The organism is Streptomyces sp. NPDC001020 (assembly GCF_053599115.1).
In genome coordinates this window covers 1-23,082 of sequence record NZ_JBSFLQ010000033.1, presented here as the reverse complement: position 1 = coordinate 23,082, position 23,082 = coordinate 1, and the positions used below count along the sequence as shown (strand labels likewise).

General features: G+C 70.9%; 20 protein-coding genes. 2 read left to right on the top strand and 18 right to left on the bottom strand.

The features are described from left to right. Positions 1-11 precede the first annotated feature (11 nt). The 4 genes from ACWDEX_RS27210 to fmt all read right to left on the bottom strand — a co-directional run bounded on the left by ACWDEX_RS27210 (position 12) and on the right by fmt (position 4,442). The gene (locus ACWDEX_RS27210) at positions 12-1,055 is read right to left on the bottom strand and encodes a sugar-binding transcriptional regulator (RefSeq protein ID WP_450466847.1); all 1,044 of its coding nucleotides are present in this window, start codon (positions 1,053-1,055) and stop codon (positions 12-14) included. A gap of 78 nt (positions 1,056-1,133) precedes the next feature. After that, the gene (gene rpe / locus ACWDEX_RS27205) at positions 1,134-1,820 is read right to left on the bottom strand and encodes a ribulose-phosphate 3-epimerase (RefSeq protein ID WP_450466780.1); all 687 of its coding nucleotides are present in this window, start codon (positions 1,818-1,820) and stop codon (positions 1,134-1,136) included. Between the two features lie 183 nt (positions 1,821-2,003). Continuing rightward, a complete protein-coding gene (locus ACWDEX_RS27200; protein WP_450466779.1) occupies positions 2,004-3,422 on the bottom strand; it encodes an RsmB/NOP family class I SAM-dependent RNA methyltransferase in 1,419 nt (472 codons plus the stop codon). A gap of 87 nt (positions 3,423-3,509) precedes the next feature. Next, on the bottom strand, positions 3,510-4,442 hold the full coding sequence (gene fmt / locus ACWDEX_RS27195) for a methionyl-tRNA formyltransferase (protein WP_450466778.1): 933 nt from the start codon (positions 4,440-4,442) through the stop codon (positions 3,510-3,512). A 303-nt stretch (positions 4,443-4,745) separates the two neighbouring features. Here fmt and ACWDEX_RS27190 point away from each other — a divergent pair, with 303 nt between their 5' ends. Continuing rightward, complete coding sequence (locus ACWDEX_RS27190) at positions 4,746-5,279, top strand: hypothetical protein (RefSeq protein WP_450466777.1); 534 nt, start codon at positions 4,746-4,748, stop codon at positions 5,277-5,279. A 187-nt stretch (positions 5,280-5,466) separates the two neighbouring features. Here the strand turns inward: ACWDEX_RS27190 and ACWDEX_RS27185 are convergent, their stop codons facing one another. From ACWDEX_RS27185 to pyrR, 14 genes are all read right to left on the bottom strand, one after another. Then, positions 5,467-7,626, bottom strand: coding sequence for a primosomal protein N' (locus tag ACWDEX_RS27185; RefSeq protein WP_450466776.1), 2,160 nt, complete (start codon positions 7,624-7,626; stop codon positions 5,467-5,469). A gap of 154 nt (positions 7,627-7,780) precedes the next feature. Continuing rightward, positions 7,781-8,989, bottom strand: coding sequence for a methionine adenosyltransferase (metK, locus tag ACWDEX_RS27180; protein ID WP_450466774.1), 1,209 nt, complete (start codon positions 8,987-8,989; stop codon positions 7,781-7,783). A 241-nt stretch (positions 8,990-9,230) separates the two neighbouring features. Further along, positions 9,231-10,433, bottom strand: coding sequence for a bifunctional phosphopantothenoylcysteine decarboxylase/phosphopantothenate--cysteine ligase CoaBC (coaBC, locus tag ACWDEX_RS27175; RefSeq protein WP_450466773.1), 1,203 nt, complete (start codon positions 10,431-10,433; stop codon positions 9,231-9,233). A 188-nt stretch (positions 10,434-10,621) separates the two neighbouring features. After that, positions 10,622-10,894 carry a DNA-directed RNA polymerase subunit omega gene (gene rpoZ, locus ACWDEX_RS27170; protein WP_005319902.1) on the bottom strand — a complete coding sequence of 91 codons (273 nt, stop codon included), beginning with the start codon at positions 10,892-10,894 and terminating at the stop codon, positions 10,622-10,624. 51 nt (positions 10,895-10,945) lie between these two features. Next, entirely contained in the window at positions 10,946-11,503 is a 558-nt protein-coding gene (gene gmk, locus ACWDEX_RS27165; protein WP_450466772.1) for a guanylate kinase, read from the bottom strand. Between the two features lie 37 nt (positions 11,504-11,540). Further along, positions 11,541-11,864, bottom strand: coding sequence for an integration host factor (locus ACWDEX_RS27160; protein WP_450466771.1), 324 nt, complete (start codon positions 11,862-11,864; stop codon positions 11,541-11,543). 278 nt (positions 11,865-12,142) lie between these two features. After that, the gene (pyrF, locus tag ACWDEX_RS27155; protein ID WP_450466770.1) at positions 12,143-13,045 is read right to left on the bottom strand and encodes an orotidine-5'-phosphate decarboxylase; all 903 of its coding nucleotides are present in this window, start codon (positions 13,043-13,045) and stop codon (positions 12,143-12,145) included. Continuing rightward, entirely contained in the window at positions 13,042-14,148 is a 1,107-nt protein-coding gene (locus ACWDEX_RS27150; protein ID WP_450466769.1) for a quinone-dependent dihydroorotate dehydrogenase, read from the bottom strand. The genes pyrF and ACWDEX_RS27150 overlap by 4 nt, the downstream gene beginning before the upstream one ends. Positions 14,149-14,203: 55 nt before the next feature. Further along, a complete protein-coding gene (gene carB, locus ACWDEX_RS27145; protein ID WP_450466768.1) occupies positions 14,204-17,512 on the bottom strand; it encodes a carbamoyl-phosphate synthase large subunit in 3,309 nt (1,102 codons plus the stop codon). Continuing rightward, complete coding sequence (carA, locus tag ACWDEX_RS27140) at positions 17,505-18,647, bottom strand: glutamine-hydrolyzing carbamoyl-phosphate synthase small subunit (RefSeq protein WP_450466767.1); 1,143 nt, start codon at positions 18,645-18,647, stop codon at positions 17,505-17,507. Before carA ends, carB begins: the two co-directional genes overlap by 8 nt. Continuing rightward, entirely contained in the window at positions 18,644-19,204 is a 561-nt protein-coding gene (locus ACWDEX_RS27135; protein ID WP_450466765.1) for a PH-like domain-containing protein, read from the bottom strand. The genes carA and ACWDEX_RS27135 overlap by 4 nt, the downstream gene beginning before the upstream one ends. Next, positions 19,201-20,487 carry a dihydroorotase gene (locus ACWDEX_RS27130; RefSeq protein ID WP_450466764.1) on the bottom strand — a complete coding sequence of 429 codons (1,287 nt, stop codon included), beginning with the start codon at positions 20,485-20,487 and terminating at the stop codon, positions 19,201-19,203. The genes ACWDEX_RS27135 and ACWDEX_RS27130 overlap by 4 nt, the downstream gene beginning before the upstream one ends. Positions 20,488-20,492: 5 nt before the next feature. Further along, positions 20,493-21,506 carry an aspartate carbamoyltransferase catalytic subunit gene (locus tag ACWDEX_RS27125; protein ID WP_450466762.1) on the bottom strand — a complete coding sequence of 338 codons (1,014 nt, stop codon included), beginning with the start codon at positions 21,504-21,506 and terminating at the stop codon, positions 20,493-20,495. Between the two features lie 126 nt (positions 21,507-21,632). Continuing rightward, positions 21,633-22,205 carry a bifunctional pyr operon transcriptional regulator/uracil phosphoribosyltransferase PyrR gene (pyrR, locus tag ACWDEX_RS27120; RefSeq protein WP_450466761.1) on the bottom strand — a complete coding sequence of 191 codons (573 nt, stop codon included), beginning with the start codon at positions 22,203-22,205 and terminating at the stop codon, positions 21,633-21,635. Between the two features lie 265 nt (positions 22,206-22,470). Between pyrR and bldD the strand changes: the two genes are divergently transcribed. After that, a complete protein-coding gene (bldD, locus tag ACWDEX_RS27115; protein ID WP_043438502.1) occupies positions 22,471-22,971 on the top strand; it encodes a transcriptional regulator BldD in 501 nt (166 codons plus the stop codon). The last annotated feature ends 111 nt before the right edge of the window (positions 22,972-23,082 follow it).

Here is a 23,082-nt window from a genome sequence, read left to right as displayed (position 1 = left end):
CCCGCCAGTGATCAGGACCCGTCCGGATCCGCCCGGTTCAGGGCCGGCTTCGGCGTCTGCCCCGCCGTCATCAGGTAGTCGGCTGCCGCCGTGTCCGTCACCAGGCTGGTGACGAGCCCGGACCGAAGCACCGCGTCGATGGCGGCCGCCTTCCGCTGCCCGCCGGCGATCGCCACGACCTCGGGGATACGACGCAGCTGGTCCGCCTTGACGGTGATGCAACGTTCCCCCAGGTCCCGCCCGATCCGGCGGCCCTCGGCGTCGAAGAGGTGCGCGGACATCTCGGCGGCGACACCGAGGGAGGCGTAGTGAGCGCGCTCCTCCTCCGTGAGCATGTCGTGCACCGTCGAGATGCCCGGCGCCCACGAGCCGATGGAGACGCAGGCCACCGTCACCTTGTCGAAGTACTCGAAGGCGCGGGCGATCCCCGTCTGGTTGCGCAGCGCCGCCGCGGTCGCCTCGTCCGGCAGCAGCATCGGCGCGTAGATGGGGTGGGCGTCCCCACCCGAGACCTGCGCGGCACGACGGACGGCCTCCACCGAGCCGCGCTCGGCGGTCCCGGCGTCGTACACACCCGTCAGCTGCACCACCGTGCACGGGGGCAGGCGGTTCAGGGAAGCCGCCATGTTGATGGTGGACCGGCCCCAGGCCAGTCCCAGCACATCGCCCTCGGTCACCAGTTCGCCGAGCAGGTCGGCGGCCACCTCCCCGAGGTTCTCGGGGTCGGGCGACTCCTCGGCCTCGGCCGGGGATTCGACCACCACGGCGTGCCTGAGGCCGTAGCGGGCGCGCAGCGCGTCGGAGCGCTCGGCGTCCAGCTCGGCCGGCACACGGATCTCGATCCGTACGAGATCTCGTTCGAGGGCGGTCTCCAGGACCCGGGCCACCTTGAAGCGGCTTACGCCGAACTCCTCAGCGATCTGGATCTTGGATTTGCCCTCGAGGTAGAAGCGGCGGGCCATCGCCGCCGCCTGCACCAGCTCAGCGGGTCCCATCCGCATGGCTGACCGGCCCGCCGACATACCCGACACGGTCATCTCCTCACTGCTCTTCACACTCTGCATACGCTGTTCATCCTTGCAGATCCGGCGAAGTCGATCTGCCCGGACGGTCGGCGATCAAGTTCTGTCGGCTCAGTCGTCGCAGGCCCACGAGGCTTGGGCCGTCGCCCGCTCCGCTTGATTGCGCAGTGCACGTACCGCCGCGGAGGGGTCGGCCGCCCCGTACACCGCCGAGCCCGCCACGAACACATCCGCTCCCGCCTCCGCGCACCGCTCGATGGTGGAGGCCGAGACACCGCCGTCGACCTGCAGCCAGAGTTCGAGGCCGTGCTTGCTGATCAGCTCACGGGTGCGGCGGATCTTGGGGAGCATGATGTCCAGGAACGCCTGCCCACCGAAGCCGGGCTCAACCGTCATGATGAGCAGCATGTCCAGCTCGGGCAGCAGATCCTCGTACGGCTCGATGGGCGTGGCGGGCTTGAGGGCCATGGAGGCGCGGGCGCCCTTGGCACGGATCTCGCGGGCGAGCCGCACGGGCGCGGCGGCCGCCTCGGCGTGGAAGGTGACGGATCCGGCGCCTGCCTCGACGTACTGCGGCGCCCACCGATCGGCGTCCTCGATCATCAGATGGCAGTCCAGCGGGGTGTCCGTCGCGCGGACCAGGGACTCCACGACCGGCACGCCGAGCGTGAGGTTCGGGACGAAATGGTTGTCCATGACGTCGACGTGGAGCCAGTCGGCTCCGTCCACGGCTTTCGCCTCCTCGGCGAGGCGGGAGAAGTCCGCGGACAGGATGCTGGGGTTGATCTGCACGGCCATGACCCAAGCCTGCCATGCCCAGGGCCGGTTACTCGCGCCGGTCCGGCCGGAACCGGTCGGTCCGGATCTGGGCCGACGGCTGCCGCGCCCCCGGCGCGCTCCCGGGGCCGCCCTCGCGGAGGAGGAGCACGCCGCGAGCGCCACGCCACCGGCCCGGCGGGCGCACCCGGGGGAGGCGAGGCTTCAGCCCGTACGCCGGATGATCGCCAGGTACATCGCGTCCGTCCCGTGCAGATGCGGCCACAGCTGAACGTCTGGGCCGTCCCCGAGGGCCGGCACGCCGGGCAGCAGCGGCCGGGCGTCGACCAGCTCGGTGTCCCGGTACTGCTTGAGCACGTCATCGACCACGGCACGGGTCTCGGCAAGATGAGGGGAACAGGTGGCGTAGCCGACAACTCCCCCGACGCGTACGGACTCCAGCGCCGTGCGCAGCAGGGCGCGCTGCAGCGGCGCGAACCCGTCGAGGTCCTCCGGCCGACGCCGCCAGCGGGCCTCGGGGCGGCGGCGCAGCGCGCCGAGCCCCGTGCACGGCACGTCCATCAGAACACGGTCGAAGGAGCCGAGCCGCCACGGCGGCCGGGTCCCGTCGGCGGCGATGACCTGGTACGGCCCGGGGTTGCCGGCGAGCGCCTTCGCCACCAGTCCGGCCCGGTGCGGCTGCTTCTCGGAGGCCAGCAGCACGGCTCCGCGCTCGGCGGCCAGGGCGGCGAGCAGGGCGGCCTTGCCACCCGGCCCGGCACAGCCGTCCAGCCAGGTGCTGTCGGGCCCTTCGAGGGGCGCGTTGGCGAGGGCGAGCGCGACGAGCTGGCTGCCCTCGTCCTGCACGCCCGCGCGGCCGTCCCGGATCGCCTCGACAGCGCCGGGCTCGCCGCCCTCGGTGAGCCGGACGGCGTACGGCGACCAGCGGCCCGGCACCGCGGCCTCCTCGCGCAGCAGCTCCTCGGTGGTGGAGCGCCCCGGACGGGCGACGAGCGTGACCTCGGGCCGCTCGTTGTCGGCCTCGAGAAGGTCCTCGATCCCGGCACGTGGGCCGCCGAGGGAGTCCCACAGGGCGGAGACGACCCAGCGGGGGTGCGAGTGCACGACGGCGAGGTGGTCCTCGGGGTCCTCGTCGTACGGCGGTGCGACCCGCTCCAGCCAGCCGTCGAGGTCGTTCTGTGCGACCTTGCGCAGCACGGCGTTGACGAACTTGGCCCGCCCGTCGCCGAGCACGACCCGGGCGAGCTCGACCGTGGCGGACACGGCGGCATGGCTGGGTATCCGCGTCCCCAGCAGTTGGTGGGCGCCGAGGCTCAGCACGTCGAGCACGGGCGGGTCGACCTCACGCAGCGGCCGGTCGACACACTCCGCGATGACGGCGTCGTACGTTCCCTGCCGACGCAGCGTCCCGTACACCAGCTCGGTGGCCAGTGCGGCGTCCCGCGCGTCGAAGTCGCCCTGCTCGCGCGCCCTGCGCAGCAGCGGAGGCAGCACGAGGTTCGCGTACGCGTCCCGTTCGTCGACGGCCCTGAGCGCGTCGAAGGCGAGGATGCGGACAGGGTCCTTCTTGGGCCGCCGGTAGGGCTTGCCTGGCTTGCGGGGACGACGGGACTGGTCGCTCACGAAAAGGTGCTCCGGGTGTGGGATGACGTGCGCTTTCCAGCGTACGTCCGTGGGGTGGCGGGAAGGCCGGGAGGGTCCGGTGGGAGGTCAGCTCCCGAGCGTCTCCGCGGCACCGATCCGCACCCCGCGTGCCCAGTCCGCGGCCCGCATCGGCTTCTTGCCCTGGGCCTGCACCCACACCAGCTCGACGGCGTACGAACCGGTGCCGACGTACACGTTGTTCTTGCCGACGGACAGGTGCCCGGGGGCGAGGTCCGTCCGCTCGGGCACGGGCGTCACCTGGATGAGCTTGAGCCGCTCCCCGCGGAACGTGGTCCAGGCGCCGGGCGCGGGAGTGCAGGCGCGCACCACGCGGTCGGCACGGAGCGCGGGGGCGGACCAGTCGACGCGTGCGTCCTCGACGGTGATCTTCGGCGCGAGCGTGACACCCTCCGCGGGCTGCGGCACGGCCTTGAGGGTGCCGTCCTCGATCCCGTCCATGGTGGCGGTGAGCAGGCCGGAGCCGGCGAAGGCGAGACGGGTGAGCAGGTCGCCGCTGGTGTCGGTGGGCCGGACTCGCTCGGTGACGGTGCCGTAGACGGGCCCGGAGTCGAGCCCTTCCTCGATGAGGAAGGTGGAGGCCCCGGTGATCTCGTCGCCTGCCAGGAGGGAGTGCTGCACGGGGGCGGCGCCGCGCCAGGCGGGAAGCAGGGAGAAGTGCAGGTTGACCCAGCCGTGGGTGGGAATGTCGAGGGCGACGCGCGGCAGGAGCGCACCGTAGGCGACGACGGGGCAGCAGTCCGGCGCGATCTCCCTCAGCCGCGCGAGGAAGTCCTCGTCGCGGGGCCGTTCCGGCTTGAGGATCTCGATCCCGGCCTCCTCGGCCCGCTCGGCGACGGGACTGGCGACGAGCCTGCGCCCACGCCCCGCCGGTGCGTCAGGCCGAGTGACGACGGCCACCACCTCGTGCCGCCCGGACGCGATCAGAGCGTCCAGCGCGGGAACAGCGACCTCGGGGGTACCTGCGAAGACAAGCCTCATGGGTGAGTGACGGCCTCTCGGGCGGGAGTTCTGACGGGCTCTCACGCCTCCGGCTGCGCGAAGGGGTGCGGGCACAGCTCACCAGTCTATGGGGGCCGGGGCGTCGGCAGCGCGGCGGCCGCCATGGCCCGGCGGTACATGCTCCTCGCGGCGCACATCGCCCCTCGGGGGCGTACGCATATGCCCTTACGCCCCCGCACCGTGACCAGAGACCCGGAAACGCGTTGGTCAAGAAAGAGTTGACCCCAACGGGCCGTGACCACGGCCCGGTCCCTAGCAACGCCGGTTCGAGAGGCTTGTTTCATGGCCGACCACGCAACCCACGACGCCCAGGCTCGGGCCAGCCTGCACTTGCTGGTGCGGGACATCGAGCGGGTCCGCCGGCAGGTGGACGCACTGCGCACCCTCACCGCCCAGTTGGGCAACGTCTACCGTCCGCGCCGCTCCGGCCCGTCGACGGGCTTCGTCGTCTATGGGCGTGCCCCCGCCCCGACCGTCCGTCTCGCCCAGGAACTGCGGGACAGCGTCGAGACCCTGGTGACGGCGGCCGTGGACTTCGACCGCTCGCTCGGCTTCTCGTGGGACGCCGTCGGCTCCGCGCTCGGAGTCACCAAGCAGGCGGTCCACCGCCGCTACGGCGCCCGTCGTGCCGCCACCCAGGCGGCCGCCGAGGCCGAGCGCGCACCGGAGCCGTCCGGCACCCGCACGCTCAACATGGGCGCGGGCATCTCCGCGGTCCCCACGGCCCGCTCGATGCCGACGCAGCCGACGGCGGGCAGCCCCACCCTGCGCGACGAGGTGAGGCAGACGGCCTTTCCGGGTCCGCGCAACGGCTGAACCGCTCCTCTGTCCGCCTCCCGAGCGTGAGACCGGGAGGCGGCCGTGTGTCCGACCCAACGACCTCCTGCGCTCCTGAACGCGCCCTGAACGGCCTTCTTCCGCCCGCCCCTCCTCCGGGGTCCGCGGAGGCGATCGGATCCGTCCTGCCTCGACGGTGTGCCGCGGATCGACCCGACCCGACCCGTCACCCGATGTCCGGCGGATCGATCCGGATCCGCACCGCCTCGCCGCCCCCGGTTCCGCCACGCGCCATCCGGGCCGCGAGCGCGGTCTTCAGCGCGAAGGCCAGTGCCGCCCCGCTGCCGGGCGGTACCCGGATGAGCGCCCGCATCCAGTGCTCCCCCGGCGGCGGCCCCCCGGCCCGCCGCGGGCGCCCGGCTTCGCTCGACGGTACTGGAATCGGCCCCAACACCTGTGCGTCCGGCGGCAGTTCGGCCCCATCCAGAAAGCCCGCCACCGCCTCGGCCGTCCCCGTCACGGCGGCCATCCGCGACACCGGTGGAAACCCGAGCTCGGCACGCTCAGCGAGTTCCCGCACAGCGTGCCCGACAGGGTCCCACCGTACGAGCGCCTGCACGGGCCGCAGCGTGGGTTCGGCCACGACCACGACGGTCCCGCCCGCCGACTGCGGCCGTACGAGCGCACCCGCGCCGATCCACCGCCGCAGCGCCTCCTCGCCTGCCCGCAGGTCGGGCCGCCCGAGCATGGCCCACCCGTCGAGGAGCAGCGCGGCGGCGTACCCGCCCTCGGCGACGGGCTCCGCGCCCGGGGTGCTCACCACGAGCGCGGGCGCCGACGGCACCGTGTCCAGCACCTGCTCGCGCCCCGAGGTGCGCACCGGAACGGCCGGGAACGCGCGCCCCAGTTCCTCGGCGGTGCGCCGCGCCCCCACGACCTGCGCCCGCAGCCGGAACCCGCCGCACTCCGGACAGTGCCAAGAGGTCTCCTCCCGCCCGCACCATCCGCATCGCAGCTCCCCGGTGTCCTGCGCGGCCAGCGGCCCGGCGCAGTGCCGACACCGCGCGGGCGCCCGGCAGTGCGCGCAGGCCATCCGGGGCACATAGCCGCGGCGAGGCACCTGCACCAGTACAGGGCCGTGCCGCAGCCCGTCCCGTACGACCTGCCAGGCGAGCGTCGGCAGGCGCGCCGCCCTGGCCGCCTCGTCCCGTGCGAGGTCTTCGTCCCCCACGGTCCGCACGAGGGGCGCTGCGGCCCGTACCTGCTCGCGGTCGGCGACGATCGGCGCGGCCCAGCCGCTCTCGACGAGTTGGGCCGCCTCCACGGTGCAGCTACGGCTCCCCAGCAGAAAGGCGCACTTGTCGCGCGCGGCGCGGAGCTCCAGTACCTCGCGGACATGGGGGTACGGAGCGTTGTCGTCGCTGTGACTGGCGTCCCCGTCGTCCCAGACGACGACGAGCCCCAGATTCCGCACGGGCGCGAACATGGCGGCCCGCGTACCGACAACGGCCCGCACGGCTCCACGCCGTACGGCGAGCCACTCCCGGTAGCGCCGCTCCTGGCCGGCGTCGGCGGTCAGGAGTGCGTGCTGCCCGTCACCGATCAGCTCCCGGAGCGCGGCATCGACCCGGGCGGCGGGCCGCCCCGCGGGCACAACGACCAACGCCCCCCGCCCGGAGGCGAGCGTGGCCTGCACGGCCCGGGCTATCTCGTCCGCCCACCGGGGTCCGGGCAGGGCGGTCCACACGGCCCGTGGCGCACCGCCCTGCGCCAGTGATCGGAGGAAGTCGGCCCCACGTCCGTACCGGAGCCAGGGCCCGGGGTCGGGCGCGGCGGGCGGTGCGGGCGGTGGCCCCATCTCCGCGGCCTCGGCGCGGGCGTGCCGCGGCGGCACGGCGAGTTGCAGCACATCGGCGAGGCTGCCCGCGTACCGGTCGGCCACCGCCCGGGCGAGTCCCAGCAGTTCGGGCGAGAGGACCGGCTCGGGCGACACGACCTGCGCGAGCGCGGCCAGGGGGCCCGCGTAATCGGATTCGGCCACTCGCTCGACGAGAAACCCGTCGATGAGTCCGCCCCCCTCACGCCGCCCTTCGCGCACAGTGCGCCCGCCGGCCCCGAACCGCACACGGACCCGGACCCCAGGCCGGGCGACAGCGTCGAGTTCCTCGGGCACGGCATAGTCGAAGTACCGGTCCAGGTGCAGGACGCCCTTGTCCACCACCACGCGCGCGACGGGCAGCTCCTTGGCCAACGCGGCCCCCCGCCACGTCCGTGGCTTGGCCTTGGGCGTCTTGGCCTTCTGTACGGCCTCACGGATGAGCGCAAGCTGCTCGGGCGGCGCGGCATCCTCCCCGCCCGCCCGCTCCTGCCCGTTCCCGCTGCTCACGCTTGCATTCTTACCAAACACCACTGACACCGCCGCTCGCCCGGAAACCCCGGCCGTGGACCACACGCCCGAAGGACACCTGCGCAGAGGCCTACGCGCCGAAGCCCGGCGCCCCGAGCGGGCGCCGGGCCTCGGGCCGGCAGTGCAGGAGGGACTACAGCCCCGCGGCCTTCCGCAGTTCCTCCACGCGGTCAGCGCGCTCCCAGGTGAAGTCGGGCAGCTCGCGGCCGAAGTGGCCGTAGGCCGCCGTCTGGGCGTAGATCGGGCGGAGCAGGTCGAGGTCGCGGATGATCGCGGCCGGGCGCAGGTCGAAGACCTCGCTGATCGCGGACTCGATCTTCTCGGCGTCGACCTTGGCCGTGCCGAAGGTCTCGACGAACAGGCCGACCGGTTCGGCCTTGCCGATCGCGTAGGCGACCTGGACCTCGCAGCGGGAGGCAAGGCCCGCGGCGACCACGTTCTTGGCGACCCAGCGCATCGCGTACGCGGCCGAACGGTCCACCTTGGACGGGTCCTTGCCGGAGAAGGCGCCGCCGCCGTGGCGGGCCATGCCGCCGTAGGTGTCGATGATGATCTTCCGACCGGTCAGGCCCGCGTCACCCATCGGGCCGCCGATCTCGAAGCGGCCGGTGGGGTTGACCAGCAGACGGTAGTCCTCGGTCTCCAGCTTGATGCCCTCGTCCAGGAGCGCCTTCAGCTCGGGCTCCACGACGAACTCACGGATGTCGGGGGCCAGGAGGGACTCCAGGTCGATGTCGCTCGCGTGCTGCGAGGAGATGACCACCGTGTCCAGACGGACGGCCTTGTCGCCGTCGTACTCGATGGTGACCTGCGTCTTGCCGTCCGGGCGCAGGTAGGGGATGGTGCCGTTCTTGCGGACCTCGGACAGGCGCTTGGACAGCCGGTGCGCCAGGAAGATCGGCAGCGGCATCAGCGTCGGGGTCTCGTCCGTCGCGTAGCCGAACATCAGACCCTGGTCGCCCGCGCCCTGCCGGTCCAGCTCGTCTTCGTCGCCCTCGACCCGGGACTCGTACGCCGTGTCCACACCCTGCGCGATGTCCGGGGACTGCGCGCCGATCGATACCGAGACACCACAGGACGCGCCGTCGAAGCCCTTCTTCGACGAGTCGTAGCCGATCCCCAGGATCGTGTTGCGGACCAGCGTCGCGATGTCCGCGTAGGCCTTGGTGGTGACCTCGCCGGCCACATGCACGAGGCCGGTCGTGATCAGCGTCTCCACGGCGACCCGGGAGGTCGGGTCCTCGCGCAGAAGCGCATCGAGAATGGCGTCGCTGATCTGGTCAGCGATCTTGTCGGGGTGGCCCTCGGTCACGGACTCCGAGGTGAAAAGGCGACGGGACACAACGCTCCCTGTGGTTGCAGCGGCTGCTGGCTGATCATTGACGGACGGGACGGAGGCTGCGCCCGGCGTCGTCCGAGGAACAGTTTATCGGTCGGGCTCGGCCACCGGCCCACCCGTCTCGCCTCTCGGGACCTCTGTGACCTGCGGCACCGGCATTCTGCCCAATGCCGCGTGCTCTTTTCCAGGCTCGCCACGCGCGAATGTCCAAGGCGTGGTGGAGCCGCGAAGTGAAAAGAAACATTCAAGCCAGGCGATGCACCACGAGATCCCACACCGTCTCGGCCAGCGCTTCCTTGGGCCCGTACGGCACCGAGGTCTCACTGCCGTCGGCGCCCAGCACGACCGCCTCGTTCTCCTCGGAGCCGAAGGTCTTGCGCTCCCCCACCTCGTTCACCACGAGCAGGTCACAGCCCTTGCGCTCCAGCTTCGCGCGGCCGTTCGCCAGCACATCGTCCGTCTCCGCGGCGAAGCCGACGACCACCTGGCCGGGGCGGGCACGGTCGGCCGAAAGCTCCGCGAGAATGTCCGGATTCCTGACCAGAGCGATCGGCTCCGGTTCCTGACCGTCCTTCTTCTTGATCTTCCCCGATGCGTACACCGCAGGCCGGAAGTCCGCCACGGCGGCCGCCATCACCACGGCGTCCGCGTCGGCGGCCGCCTTCAGCACCGCTTCGCGCAACTGCACCGCCGTGCCCACCGGTATGACGTCCACTCCGGCCGGATCCGGCAGGCCCGTGTTGGCGGCGATCAGCGTGACCCGGGCACCCCGGGCCGCCGCCGCGCGCGCGAGGGCGTAGCCCTGTTTGCCGGAGGAGCGGTTGCCGAGGAAGCGGACGGGGTCGAGGGGTTCGCGGGTGCCGCCGGCGCTGACGACGACATGCCGGCCGGCGAGGTCCGGCTCGCTCGCACCCCGCGCCAGCACCCGTCGGCAGACCTCGAAGATCTCGGCGGGCTCGGGCAGTCGGCCCTTGCCCGTGTCGACTCCGGTCAGCCTGCCCACCGCGGGCTCGATCACCACGGCACCGCGGCGCCGCAGTGTCGCCACGTTCTCCTGTGTGGCCGGGTGCTCCCACATCTCCGTGTGCATGGCCGGAGCGAAGACGACCGGACAACGGGCCGTGAGAAGCGTGTTCGTCAGGAGGTCGTCGGCGAGGCCGTGGGCCGCCTTCGCCAGGACGTCGGCCGTCGCCGGGGCGACGACCACCAGGTCGGCGTGCTGCCCGATACGGACGTGGGGCACCTCGTGCACGTCGTCCCAGACCTCGGTCGAGACCGGGTTGCCGGAGAGCGCGGACCAGGTCGCGGCCCCGACGAAGTGCAAGGCGGAGGCGGTGGGAACGACGCGCACGTCGTGACCCGACTCCGTCAGTCGGCGCAGCAGCTCGCACGCCTTGTACGCGGCGATGCCGCCACTGACCCCCAGAACGACCTTCGGCTTGCCCACCGGGCCTCCCCGCACTCGAATCCGTACACCGCGACTCAACAGGCGTACGCGTCTATGACACACCACAGGCCCGGCAGTCGCTCCTCCCGGCTACTGCCGGGAGGTCCCCTGCCGGGCCCGTGGAGAAACCTGCCGCAAGCCGCGGAAATGACATGTCGCTCGCCGCGTGCTGTCGCGTGCGCGCGTTGTTACTGCGCCGGGCCCTCGATGGCCTCGGACGTGAGCAGACCCGCGTTGATCTCACGCAGAGCAATCGACAGCGGCTTCTCGTGGACATGGGTGTCGACGAGCGGACCGACGTACTCGAGGAGACCCTCACCGAGCTGCGAGTAGTACGCGTTGATCTGGCGGGCCCGCTTGGCCGCGTAGATCACGAGGCTGTACTTCGAGTCGGTAGCCTCGAGGAGCTCGTCGATCGGCGGGTTGATGATGCCCTCGGGCGCGGTGATGGAAGAGGACACGCTCTACCTTCCGAAGATGGGAAAAGATCAGACCTGATCACACAACCCTGATCACACAACGTTCATCAAGGCTAGCAGCTCGCGGGCCACGTCCTCGACGGAGGTGTTGACCAGGGTGACATCGAACTCCGGCTCGGCCGCCAGCTCGATCTTGGCCGCCTTCAGGCGGCGCTCGATCACCTCGGGCGACTCAGTGCCGCGTCCGGTGAGCCTGCGCACCAGCTCCTCCCACGAGGGGGGAGCCAGGAACACCAGCTGGGCCTCCGGCATCGACTCACGAACCTGCCGGGCGCCCTGGAGGTCGATCTCCAGCAGGACCGGCACGCCGGCCTCCAGGTGCTCCAGCACCGCGGCCCGCGGTGTGCCGTAGCGGTTGCCGGCGAACTCGGCCCACTCCAGCAGCTCGCCATTGGCGATCAGCTTGTCCATCTCCTCGTCGGTGACGAAGAAGTAGTGGACTCCGTTCTGCTCCCCGGGGCGGGGCTGGCGGGTCGTCGCCGACACCGAGAGCCATGCCTCGGGGTATTCCTTGCGCATATGGGCGACGACCGTGCTCTTGCCGACCCCGGAGGGGCCGGAGAGCACGGTCAGCCGCGGACGTTCACTCATGCAGCGATTATTCCAGTAAATCCGGGATGCCCCGGACTCAGCTGGCGGCGCTGCCGAACTCGCGCTCCAGGGAGGCGATCTGGTTGGAGCCGAGGCCACGCACGCGGCGGCTCTCGGAGATCCCGAGTCGCTCCATGATCTGCTTGGCGCGGACCTTGCCCACGCCGGGCAGGGACTCGAGCAGGGCGGAGACCTTCATCTTGCCGATGACGTCGTTCTCCTGGCCCTGCTTGATGACCTCGTGAAGAGAGGCGCCGGAGTGCTTCAGTCGATTCTTGACCTCGGCCCGCTCCCGGCGAGCCGCGGCGGCCTTTTCGAGCGCGGCTGCGCGCTGTTCGGGGGTAAGGGGCGGAAGAGCCACGCCTACGTCACCTCGGATGTTGAACTGTCGGATACGGACCGGTGAGGAACCTAGTCGCCCCACACCTAGGGAGCCACGAGCAACACGCTTGCCCGGTGCCTCTCGTCGGAGACTAGCGGGCGAGACCGCCGGAGTCAGCGAGAACAGCGGAAAAGTCCTGGTCAGCCTCTACCGAGGCGGGCCTATCGGACATATTGTCCCGGTTTTGAGGATGTATTCAGACTCAAGCCGTCCGGGAGTCGCTCGGCGCAGGACTCCGGCGAACCTCCACCGAGGGTCTAGGCGGCCGCCACCGCGGCCCGGATCTCCTCCGCGAAACGGTCCGCCGCCTCACGCAGCGCGACTACGTCGGGGCCGTACCGCAGCACCCCCCGGCTCACGTTCGGCACCACGTTGCGCACCGCCGCCCCGAAGACACCGGGAAGATCGGCCGGGGTGGCGCCCTGGGCGCCGATGCCGGGTGCGAGGAGCGGTCCGTTGATGTCGAGGTCGTACGACGACAGGTCGCCGAGCGTGGCACCGACGACCGCGCCGAAGGAGCCGAGGGGCTCCTCGCCCGCGTTCTCGTCGGCGAGGTGGGCGAGCATCGTCGCCGCGACGTTCCGGCCGTCGGTCCGCATGGCGTGCTGCACCTCGCCGCCCTCCGGGTTGGAGGTCAGCGCGAGCACGAAGAGCCCGGCGCCGTTCTCGCGCGCCAGTTCCACGGCCGGCTTGAGCGACCCGTAGCCGAGGTAGGGCGAAACGGTCAGCGCGTCCGAGAACAGCGGGGCGTCCTTGTGGAGGAAGGACTCGGCGTACGCGGCCATGGTCGAGCCGATGTCACCGCGCTTGGCGTCCATGACGACCAGCGCCCCCGCCGCCCGTGCCTCCTGCACCGACTTCTCCAGGACGGCGAGGCCGCGCGAGCCGAAGCGCTCGAAGAACGCGCTCTGCGGCTTGAGGACGGCGACCCGTTCGGCCATGGCCTCGACCACCGTGCGGCTGAACCGCTCCAGGCCCGCGACGTCGTCGTTCAGACCCCACTCGGTGAGCAGCGAAGCGTGCGGATCGATGCCCACGCACAGCGGGCCGCGCTCGTCCATGGCCCGGCGGAGGCGCGCACCGAAGAGTTCTTCAGAGGGCCGCTGCGGCCCGGAGGGCCTCGTGGAGGGGTGGTGGTCGGGAGACGGGCGGGCGGTCATGCGGGCTTCCTCACATCGGCGCCGACCGCGTCGGCGAGCGTGGCGTACGGGCTCGTACGCAGACGCGCGGCGAGCCCCTTGTGGATGGCGCGGGCCCAGAATGGCCCCTCGTAGATGAACGCGCTGTAGCCCTGCACCAGCGTGGCACCGGCCAGGATGCGCTGCCAGGCGTCCTCGGCGTTCTGCACGCCACCGACCCCCACGAGCGTGATGCGGTCCCCCACGCGCGCGTAGAGGCGGCGCAGCACCTCCAGGGAGCGTTCCCTCAGGGGCGCGCCCGACAGGCCGCCGGTCTCCTTCACCAGGGAGGCGGCGGACTTCAGACCGAGTCCTTCGCGCGCGATGGTGGTGTTCGTGGCGATGATTCCGTCCAGGCCCAGCTCCACGGCGAGGTCGGCGACGGCGTCGATGTCCTCGTCGGCCAGGTCCGGGGCGATCTTCACCAGGAGCGGAACGCGCCGCCCCGTGACCGTGCGGTCGGCGGCTTCCCGGACGGCGCTCAGCAACGGCCGCAGCGCCTCGGTTGCCTGAAGATTGCGCAGGCCGGGGGTGTTCGGGGACGAGACGTTGACGACCAGGTAGTCGGCGTAGGGCGCGAGCCGTTCGGTGGACTTCACGTAGTCCCCGACGGCCTCGGCCTCCGGGACGACCTTGGTTTTTCCGATGTTGACGCCGACGACGGTCCTGAAGACGGGCGTGCGCGAGGCCAGGCGCGCGGCGACGGACAGCGAGCCGTCGTTGTTGAAGCCCATCCGGTTGATCAGCGCCCGGTCCTGAACGAGACGGAACAACCGCTTCTTCGGGTTGCCCGGCTGCGACTCCCCCGTCACCGTGCCGATCTCGACGTGGTCGAAACCCAGCATCGACATCCCGTCGATCGCCACCGCGTTCTTGTCGAAGCCGGCCGCGAGCCCGAAGGGGCCGTGCATCCGCAGCCCGAACGCCTCGGTGCGCAGTTCCTTGTGGCGGGGTGCCAGGACGGCCGCGACGAAGGTACGCAGGACCGGGACGCGGGCGGCCAGACGGATCCATCGGAAAGCCAGGTGGTGGGCTGCTTCCGGGTCCATCCGGGTGAAAACCAGACGGAAGAAAATCTTGTACATGTAGGTGTCCTCATGAAGAGGGGGACACCGTTTCCGATGTCCCCCTCTTCGGCTGCTAGTCGCGGGCCGCGGTCAGGTGTTCCGCGTGTTCCTGGAGCGAGCAGACGCCCACGTCGCCGTGGGTGAGGGCGTCGATGCCCTGCACCGCCGCGGCGAGCGCCTGGACCGTCGTCAGGCACGGCACGGAACGTGCCACGGCCGCCGTACGGATCTCGTAGCCGTCGAGACGGCCGCCGGTGCCGTACGGGGTGTTGACGATGAGGTCGACCCCGCCGTCGTGGATGAGCTGGACGATGGTCTTCTCGCCGTTCGGGCCGGTGCCCTCGGACTGCTTGCGCACGATCGTCGCGTTGATGCCGTTGCGCTTGAGCACCTCGGCCGTGCCGGAGGTGGCGAGCAGCTCGAAGCCGTGGGCGACCAGCTCCCGCGCCGGGAAGATCATCGACCGCTTGTCGCGGTTCGCGACCGAGATGAAGGCGCGGCCCTTGGTCGGCAGCGGACCGTAGGCGCCCGCCTGCGACTTGGCGTATGCCGTGCCGAAGACGGTGTCGATGCCCATGACCTCGCCGGTGGAGCGCATCTCCGGGCCGAGCACCGTGTCGACGCCCCGTCCGTGGATGTCACGGAAGCGCGACCACGGCATGACGGCCTCCTTGACGGAGATCGGCGCGTCCAGCGGCAGCTCGCCGCCGTCGCCGTTCTTCGGCAGCAGGCCCTCCGCGCGCAGCTCGGCGACGGTCGCGCCCAGCGAGATCCGGGCGGCGGCCTTCGCCAGCGGCACCGCGGTCGCCTTCGAGGTGAAGGGGACCGTACGGGACGCACGCGGGTTGGCCTCCAGGACGTACAGGATGTCGCCGGCCATCGCGAACTGGATGTTGATCAGGCCACGGACGCCGACGCCGCGGGCGATGGCCTCCGTGGAGGCGCGCAGCCGCTTGATGTCGAAGCCGCCCAGCGTGATCGGCGGCAGTGCGCACGCCGAGTCGCCGGAGTGGATGCCGGCCTCCTCGATGTGCTCCATGACGCCGCCGAGGTACAGCTCCTCGCCGTCGTACAGGGCGTCGACGTCGATCTCGATCGCGTCGTCGAGGAAGCGGTCGACGAGTACCGGGCGGGAGGGGCTGATCTCCGTCGACTCGGCGATGTAGGAGGCGAGGCGGGTCTCGTCGTAGACGATCTCCATGCCGCGTCCGCCGAGCACGTAGGAGGGCCTCACGAGGACCGGGTATCCGATCTCGTCCGCGATGGCCTTGGCCTCCTGGAACGTGGTGGCGGTCCCGTGCTTGGGGGCCGGCAGCCCCGCTTCCGCCAGCACCCGGCCGAACGCGCCGCGGTCCTCGGCGGCGTGGATCGCCTCGGGCGGGGTGCCGACGATCGGTACGCCGTTGTCCTTGAGGGCCTGGGAGAGGCCGAGCGGGGTCTGCCCGCCCAGCTGCACGATCACACCCGCGACCGGGCCGGCCTGCTGCTCCGCGTGGACGATCTCCAGCACGTCTTCCAGCGTCAGCGGCTCGAAGTACAGGCGGTCGGAGGTGTCGTAGTCCGTGGAGACCGTCTCCGGGTTGCAGTTGACCATCACGGTCTCGTACCCGGCGTCGGACAGCGCGAAGGAGGCGTGGACGCAGGAGTAGTCGAACTCGATGCCCTGGCCGATGCGGTTGGGGCCGGAGCCCAGGATGATGACCGCGGGCTTCTCGCGGGCCGCGACCTCGCTCTCCTCGTCGTAGGAGGAGTAGAAGTACGGCGTCTTCGCCGCGAACTCGGCGGCACAGGTGTCGACCGTCTTGTAGACCGGGCGTACGCCCAGCGCGTGCCGCACCTCGCGCACGACGTCCTCGCGCAGCCCGCGGATCTCGCCGATCTGCTGGTCGGAGAAGCCGTGGCGCTTGGCCTCGGCCAGGAGTTCGGGGGTGAGTTCGGGCGCCTCGGCCAGCTCGTCCGCGATCTCCTTGATGAGGAAGAGCTGGTCGACGAACCACGGGTCGATCTTCGTGGCCTCGAAGACCTCTTCCTGCGTGGCGCCCGCGCGGATGGCCCCCATGACCGTGTTGATCCGGCCGTCGGTGGGGCGCGCGGCCGCCTCCAGCAGCTCCGCCTTGTCCCCCGCCTCGCCCACGAACGTGAACTGGCTGCCCTTCTTCTCCAGCGAGCGCAGCGCCTTCTGGAACGCCTCGGTGAAGTTGCGGCCGATCGCCATGGCCTCGCCGACCGACTTCATGGTCGTGGTCAGCGTGCTGTCGGCGCTCGGGAACTTCTCGAAGGCGAACCGCGGCGCCTTGACGACCACGTAGTCGAGGGTCGGCTCGAAGGAGGCCGGGGTCTCCTGCGTGATGTCGTTCGGGATCTCGTCGAGCGTGTAGCCGACCGCGAGCTTGGCCGCGATCTTGGCGATCGGGAAGCCGGTCGCCTTGGAGGCGAGGGCGGACGAGCGCGACACACGCGGGTTCATCTCGATGACGATCACGCGACCGTCCTCGGGGTTCACCGCGAACTGGATGTTGCAGCCGCCGGTGTCGACGCCGACCTCGCGGATGACGGCGATGCCGATGTCCCGCAGGATCTGGTACTCACGGTCGGTCAGCGTCATCGCCGGGGCGACGGTGATCGAGTCACCGGTGTGCACGCCCATGGGATCGAAGTTCTCGATGGAGCAGACGACCACGACGTTGTCGTGCTTGTCGCGCATCAGCTCCAGCTCGTACTCCTTCCAGCCGAGGATGGACTCCTCCAGGAGCACCTCGGTGGTGGGCGAGAGGGTGAGGCCCTGGCCGGCGATGCGGCGCAGCTCGCCCTCGTCGTATGCGAAGCCGGAGCCGGCGCCGCCCATGGTGAAGGAGGGGCGGACGACGACCGGATAGCCGCCGAGATGCTCGACGCCCGCCAGCACCTCGTCCATGGAGTGGCAGATCACCGACCGGGCGGACTCACCGTGCCCGATCTTCTGTCGGACGGCCTCCACGACCTCCTTGAACAGGTCGCGGTCCTCGCCCTTGTGGATCGCCTCGACGTTCGCGCCGATCAGCTCGACGCCGTACTTCTCCAGGGCGCCGTTCTTGTGCAGCGAGATCGCGGTGTTGAGCGCCGTCTGGCCGCCCAGGGTGGGCAGCAGCGCGTCCGGCCGCTCCTTGGCGATGATCTTCTCTACGAACTCCGGGGTGATCGGCTCGACGTACGTGGCGTCGGCGATCTCCGGGTCGGTCATGATCGTCGCCGGGTTGGAGTTCACCAGGACGACCCTGAGGCCCTCGGACTTCAGGACCCGGCACGCCTGGGTGCCGGAGTAGTCGAACTCTGCGGCCTGGCCGATGACGATCGGGCCGGAGCCGATGACCAGGACGGACTGGATATCGGTGCGCTTAGGCACGCTGGCCCTCCATCAGGGATACGAAGCGGTCGAACAGGTAGGCGGCGTCGTGCGGACCCGCTGCCGCTTCGGGGTGGTACTGGACGCTGAAGGCCGGCCGGTCAAGCAGGTGGAGGCCCTCCACCACGTTGTCGTTGAGGCAGACGTGGGAGACCTCGGCGCGGCCGTAGGGGGTGTCGGACACCTTGTCGAGGGGGGCGTCGACGGCGAATCCGTGGTTGTGTGCGGTGACCTCGACCTTGCCGGTCGTACGGTCCTGCACCGGCTGGTTGATGCCGCGGTGGCCGTACTTCAGCTTGTAGGTGCCGAAGCCGAGCGCGCGGCCCAGGATCTGGTTGCCGAAGCAGATACCGAACAGGGGCGTCCCGCGCTCCAGGACGGACCGCATGACGGCGACGGGGTGGTCGGCGGTGGCCGGGTCGCCTGGGCCGTTGGAGAAGAACACACCGTCCGGGTTCACGGCGTACACGTCCTCGGCGGTCGCGGTCGCGGGCAGCACGTGCACCTCGATGCCGCGCTCGGCCATGCGGTGCGGGGTCATGCCCTTGATGCCGAGGTCGACGGCGGCGACGGTGAACTTCTTCTCACCGATCGCGGGGACGACGTACGGCTCCGTGGTGGCGACCTCGGCGGAGAGGTCCGCGCCCGTCATCTCGGGGGCCTGGCGCACCTCGGCGAGCATGGTGCCCTCGTCGGGCAGCGCGTTGCCGGAGAAGATGCCGACGCGCATGGCGCCGCGCTCGCGCAGGTGGCGGGTGAGCGCCCGGGTGTCGATGCCGCTGATGCCGACGACGCCCTGGTGGCGCAGTTCCTCGTCCAGCGAGCGCTTGGCGCGCCAGTTGGAGGGCACACGTGCGGGGTCGCGCACCACGTAGCCCGCGACCCAGATCCGCTTCGACTCCGGGTCCTCGTCGTTGACGCCGGTGTTGCCGACGTGCGGGGCGGTCATCACGACCACCTGGCGGTGGTACGACGGGTCGGTGAGCGTCTCCTGGTAGCCGGTCATTCCGGTGGAGAACACGGCTTCGCCGAAGGTCACCCCCACGGCCCCGTAGGCGCGGCCGCGGAAGATCCGGCCGTCCTCCAGGACGAGTACTGCGGGAACCTTGCCGGTTCCCCTGGTGGAGGTCGTCATCGTGAGCCTTCCATCTTGTTGATCATTTGGTTCAGGGTGTCGACCCATGCGTTGTGCTCGTCCGCGCGGTCGGAGCGGAATCCGGAGTCGATCAGCTTGTCGCCGTGCGACCAGGTCACGACCAGCAGGCCGCCCTCGGTGAGGACCTTGCCCGCGATGCCCTTGTCGAGGCGGGCCTCACGCAGCCGGTCGGCCGGGATGAAGAAGTCGGTCGCCCCGGGGCGTACCACGTCCAGGCCCGCGTCCGTCAGCGTGAGCTCGACCCGGCTGCGGGTGCCCAGGCCATGGGCCACGATGCGGTCCAGCCACTGGCCGGCCGTGGTCGAGCCGTGGTAGCGACCGCTCATCGTCAGTCTGGCCTCGCCGGGGCCCTCGGGCGCGCTGGGCAGCTCCGGCAGGTCGCTCTGGAGGGTGCCGCGCCACTTCCAGCCCTCGCGCATCAGCCAGTAGACGAGGGCGATGAACAGGGCGAGGCCGACGAGCCAGCCGATGCGGGCGGCCCAGTTGGTCACTTCAGCCGATGTCTTCTCTGCGGCCAGCAGGTAGAGAGATGTCACGCGAGCTTCCCGTCAACGAGTGTGGCCTTGCCCCGGAGCCAGGTGTGCGTGACACGGCCCGGCAGCTCACGGCCCTCGTACGGAGTGTTGCGGCTGCGCGAGGCGAAGCCCACGGGGTCCACGAGCCCACGGTATGCCGTGTCGACGAGCGTGAGGTTGGCGGGCTCGCCTGCCGAGACGGGCCGACCGTGCCCCGTGGCCCGGCCGATCCGCGCGGGCGTGAAGGACATACGGTCGGCGACGCCCGCCCAGTCGAGCATCCCGGTGTCGACCATCGTCTCCTGGACCACGGACAGCGCGGTCTCCAGGCCGACCATGCCCATGGCGGCCGCGGCCCACTCGCAGTCCTTGTCCTCGTGCGGGTGCGGGGCGTGGTCGGTGGCGACGATGTCGATCGTGCCGTCGGCGAGCGCCTCGCGCAGCGCCCGCACGTCACGCTCGGTGCGCAGCGGCGGGTTGACCTTGTAGACCGGGTTGTAGGTGCGCACCAGTTCGTCGGTGAGGAGCAGGTGGTGCGGCGTGACCTCGGCGGTGACGTCGATGCCCCGGGACTTGGCCCAGCGCACGATCTCGACCGACCCGGCGGTCGACAGGTGGCAGATGTGCACACGGGAGCCGACGTGCTCGGCGAGCAGGACGTCCCGGGCGATGATCGACTCCTCCGCGACCGCCGGCCAGCCCCCGAGACCCAGTTCGGCGGAGACGACGCCCTCGTTCATCTCGGCGCCCTCGGTCAGTCGCGGCTCCTGGGCGTGCTGGGCGACGACACCGCCGAAGGCCTTCACGTACTCCAGCGCGCGGCGCATGATCACCGCGTCGTGCACGCACTTGCCGTCGTCGGAGAAGACCGTGACGCCCGCCGCGGACTCGTGCATGGCGCCCAGCTCGGCGAGCTTCTTGCCCTCCAGGCCCACGGTGACGGCGCCGATGGGTCGCACGTCGCAGTAGCCGTGCTCCCGGCCGAGGCGCCAGACCTGCTCGACGACACCGGCGGTGTCGGCGACGGGGAAGGTGTTGGCCATGGCGAACACGGCCGTGAAGCCGCCGGAGGCCGCCGCGCGGGTACCGGTGAGGACCGTCTCGGAGTCCTCGCGGCCGGGCTCGCGCAGATGGGTGTGCAGGTCGACCAGGCCCGGCAGGAGCACCTTGCCGTCGGCCTCGACGATCTCCGCGCCCTCGGCCGGAAGACCGCTGCCGACGGCCTCGATGGTCTCACCGTCGATCAGTACGTCCTGCGGCTCGCCGCCGAGCACCTTCGCACCACGGATCAGGGTCTTGCTCATGGGTGTTACTTCTCCTCGGTACGGGTGTGGGTGACGGCGGGCACGATGTCGGCGTCGGGCACAGGCTTCGTGTCGAACACGGCTCCCCCGAGCAGCAGGTACAGAACCGCCATGCGGATGGAGACTCCGTTCGCCACCTGCTCGACGACGGTGCAGCGCCCGGAGTCGGCGACCTCGGCGGTGATCTCCATGCCGCGGACCATCGGGCCGGGGTGCATCACGATGGCGTGCTCGGGCATCTTCGCCATGCGGTCGCCGTCCAGGCCGTAGCGCCGCGAGTACTCGCGCTCGGTCGGGAAGAACGCCGCGTTCATGCGCTCGCGCTGGACGCGCAGCATCATCACCGCGTCCGACTTGGGCAGGGTGGAGTCGAGGTCGTACGAGATCTCGCAGGGCCAGGACTGCGCGCCGACCGGCAGCAGGGTGGGTGGGGCGACGAGGGTGACGTCGGCGCCGAGGGTGTGCAGCAGGTCCACGTTGGAGCGGGCGACCCGGCTGTGCAGCACGTCGCCGACTATCGTGATCCGCTTGCCGGCCAGGTCGCGGCCGAGCCCCGTGTCCCGGCCTACCAGGCGGCGGCGCATGGTGAAGGCGTCGAGCAGGGCCTGCGTGGGGTGCTGGTGGGTGCCGTCGCCCGCGTTGACGACGGCGGCGTCGATCCAGCCGGAGGTGGCCAGGCGGAAGGGGGCTCCGGAGGCACCGTGCCGGATGACCACGGCGTCGACGCCCATGGCCTCCAGGGTCTGGGCGGTGTCCTTGAGGGACTCGCCCTTGGACACGCTGGAGCCCTTCGCGGAGAAGTTGATCACGTCCGCGGAGAGGCGCTTCTCGGCGGCCTCGAAGGAGATCCGGGTGCGGGTGGAGTCCTCGAAGAAGAGGTTGACGACGGTGCGGCCGCGCAGGGTCGGCAGCTTCTTGATCGGCCGGTCGGCGACCCGGGCCATCTCCTCGGCGGTGTCGAGGATCAGGACGGCGTCGTCGCGGGTGAGATCGGCGGCCGAGATGAGATGACGCTGCATCTTTCAGGCTCCGTAAAACAGTTCATTCGGGAAGCGGGGTGCCAAAACGTCCCCGGGAAGGCACAACTGGGCAGACAGGCGCGCCTTGGCGCATGCGCGGGCGTGGGGCGGCGGCCTACGCCGGTACTACCGCTGTGCGCCCGGGACGGTGTCCTTCACACCGAGCAGCACGGTGTCGCGACCGTCCTCCTCGGCGAGCTGGACCTTGACCGCCTCCCGCAGCGACGTGGGGAGGTTCTTGCCGACGTAGTCGGCGCGGATCGGGAGTTCGCGGTGGCCGCGGTCGACGAGGACCGCGAGCTGGACCGCGCGTGGGCGCCCGATGTCGTTCAGGGCGTCGAGGGCGGCGCGGATGGTACGGCCCGAGAAGAGCACGTCGTCGACGAGGACGACGAGACGGCCGTCGATGCCGTGACCGGGGATCTCGGTGCGGGCCAGCGCACGCGGGGGCTGCATGCGCAGGTCGTCGCGGTACATGGTGATGTCGAGGGAGCCGACCGGGACCGTGCGGCCGGTGATCTGCTCGAGCTTGACGGCGAGCCGCCGGGCGAGGAAGACGCCTCGGGTCGGGATGCCGAGGAGCACCACGTCGTCGGCGCCCTTGGCGCGCTCGACGATCTCATGGGCGATACGGGTCAACACCCGTGCGATGTCGGGGCCTTCGAGAACGGGCCGTGCATCGGAATGCTGCGTGTCCATACGAAACGGACCTCCTTCTCCGCCTCACGGGACGGACCTTAAAGGACGTCGGATTTGCGCCATCTACGCTACCAGCCCGCCGACGGCGGCCGACCACCCCCCTGGCCCTTGACGTCACCCGTTCGGCCGCACGGCACGCCATCTCCCTCGGAAAGGTCGGTCCGGACCATTCGGCTTGACGGGGCAGAGTCACGCTGCGTAACCTCACAGTGAGTTACCAGCCGCGCGGCGGAGCCGCACGTCGACACCGTGTCCGGGGAGCTATATGTCCAGCGAATACGCCAAGCAGCTCGGGGCCAAGCTCCGGGCCATCCGCACCCAGCAGGGCCTTTCTCTCCACGGTGTGGAGGAGAAGTCCCAGGGACGCTGGAAGGCGGTCGTGGTCGGTTCGTACGAGCGTGGGGACCGCGCCGTGACCGTGCAGCGCCTCGCCGAGCTGGCCGATTTCTACGGGGTTCCGGTACAGGAACTGCTGCCCGGCACCACTCCGGGCGGTGCCGCCGAGCCGCCGCCGAAGCTCGTCCTCGACCTGGAGCGCCTGGCGGGCGTGCCGGCCGAGAAGGCGGGCCCGCTCCAGCGGTACGCGGCGACGATCCAGTCGCAGCGCGGTGACTACAACGGCAAGGTGCTGTCGATCCGCCAGGACGATCTGCGCACGCTCGCGGTCATCTACGACCAGTCGCCCTCCGTCCTGACCGAGCAGCTGATCAGCTGGGGAGTCCTGGACGCGGACGCGCGCCGCGCCGTCTCCCACGAGGAGAGCTGACTCTCCAGCCTCAGCACCCGGGGACCCGTCGTGGGACGTGTACCTCACGGGGTCGGTCTTCCTCGACATCATCTTCACCGGGCTCGACTCCGCCCCGGTGCGCGGGACCGA

What these genes read in the sequence shown, in the direction of transcription:
- bldD (WP_043438502.1), top strand. Translation starts at nt 22,471, where the DNA reads ATGTCCAGCGAATACGCCAAGCAGCTCGGGGCCAAGCTCCGGGCCATC.
- ACWDEX_RS27125 (WP_450466762.1), bottom strand. Translation starts at nt 21,506, where the DNA reads ATGCAGCGTCATCTCATCTCGGCCGCCGATCTCACCCGCGACGACGCC.
- pyrR (WP_450466761.1), bottom strand. Translation starts at nt 22,205, where the DNA reads ATGGACACGCAGCATTCCGATGCACGGCCCGTTCTCGAAGGCCCCGAC.
- fmt (WP_450466778.1), bottom strand. Translation starts at nt 4,442, where the DNA reads ATGAGGCTTGTCTTCGCAGGTACCCCCGAGGTCGCTGTTCCCGCGCTG.
- ACWDEX_RS27130 (WP_450466764.1), bottom strand. Translation starts at nt 20,487, where the DNA reads ATGAGCAAGACCCTGATCCGTGGTGCGAAGGTGCTCGGCGGCGAGCCG.
- ACWDEX_RS27150 (WP_450466769.1), bottom strand. Translation starts at nt 14,148, where the DNA reads ATGTACAAGATTTTCTTCCGTCTGGTTTTCACCCGGATGGACCCGGAA.
- gmk (WP_450466772.1), bottom strand. Translation starts at nt 11,503, where the DNA reads ATGAGTGAACGTCCGCGGCTGACCGTGCTCTCCGGCCCCTCCGGGGTC.
- rpe (WP_450466780.1), bottom strand. Translation starts at nt 1,820, where the DNA reads ATGGCCGTGCAGATCAACCCCAGCATCCTGTCCGCGGACTTCTCCCGC.
- pyrF (WP_450466770.1), bottom strand. Translation starts at nt 13,045, where the DNA reads ATGACCGCCCGCCCGTCTCCCGACCACCACCCCTCCACGAGGCCCTCC.
- ACWDEX_RS27190 (WP_450466777.1), top strand. Translation starts at nt 4,746, where the DNA reads ATGGCCGACCACGCAACCCACGACGCCCAGGCTCGGGCCAGCCTGCAC.
- carA (WP_450466767.1), bottom strand. Translation starts at nt 18,647, where the DNA reads ATGACGACCTCCACCAGGGGAACCGGCAAGGTTCCCGCAGTACTCGTC.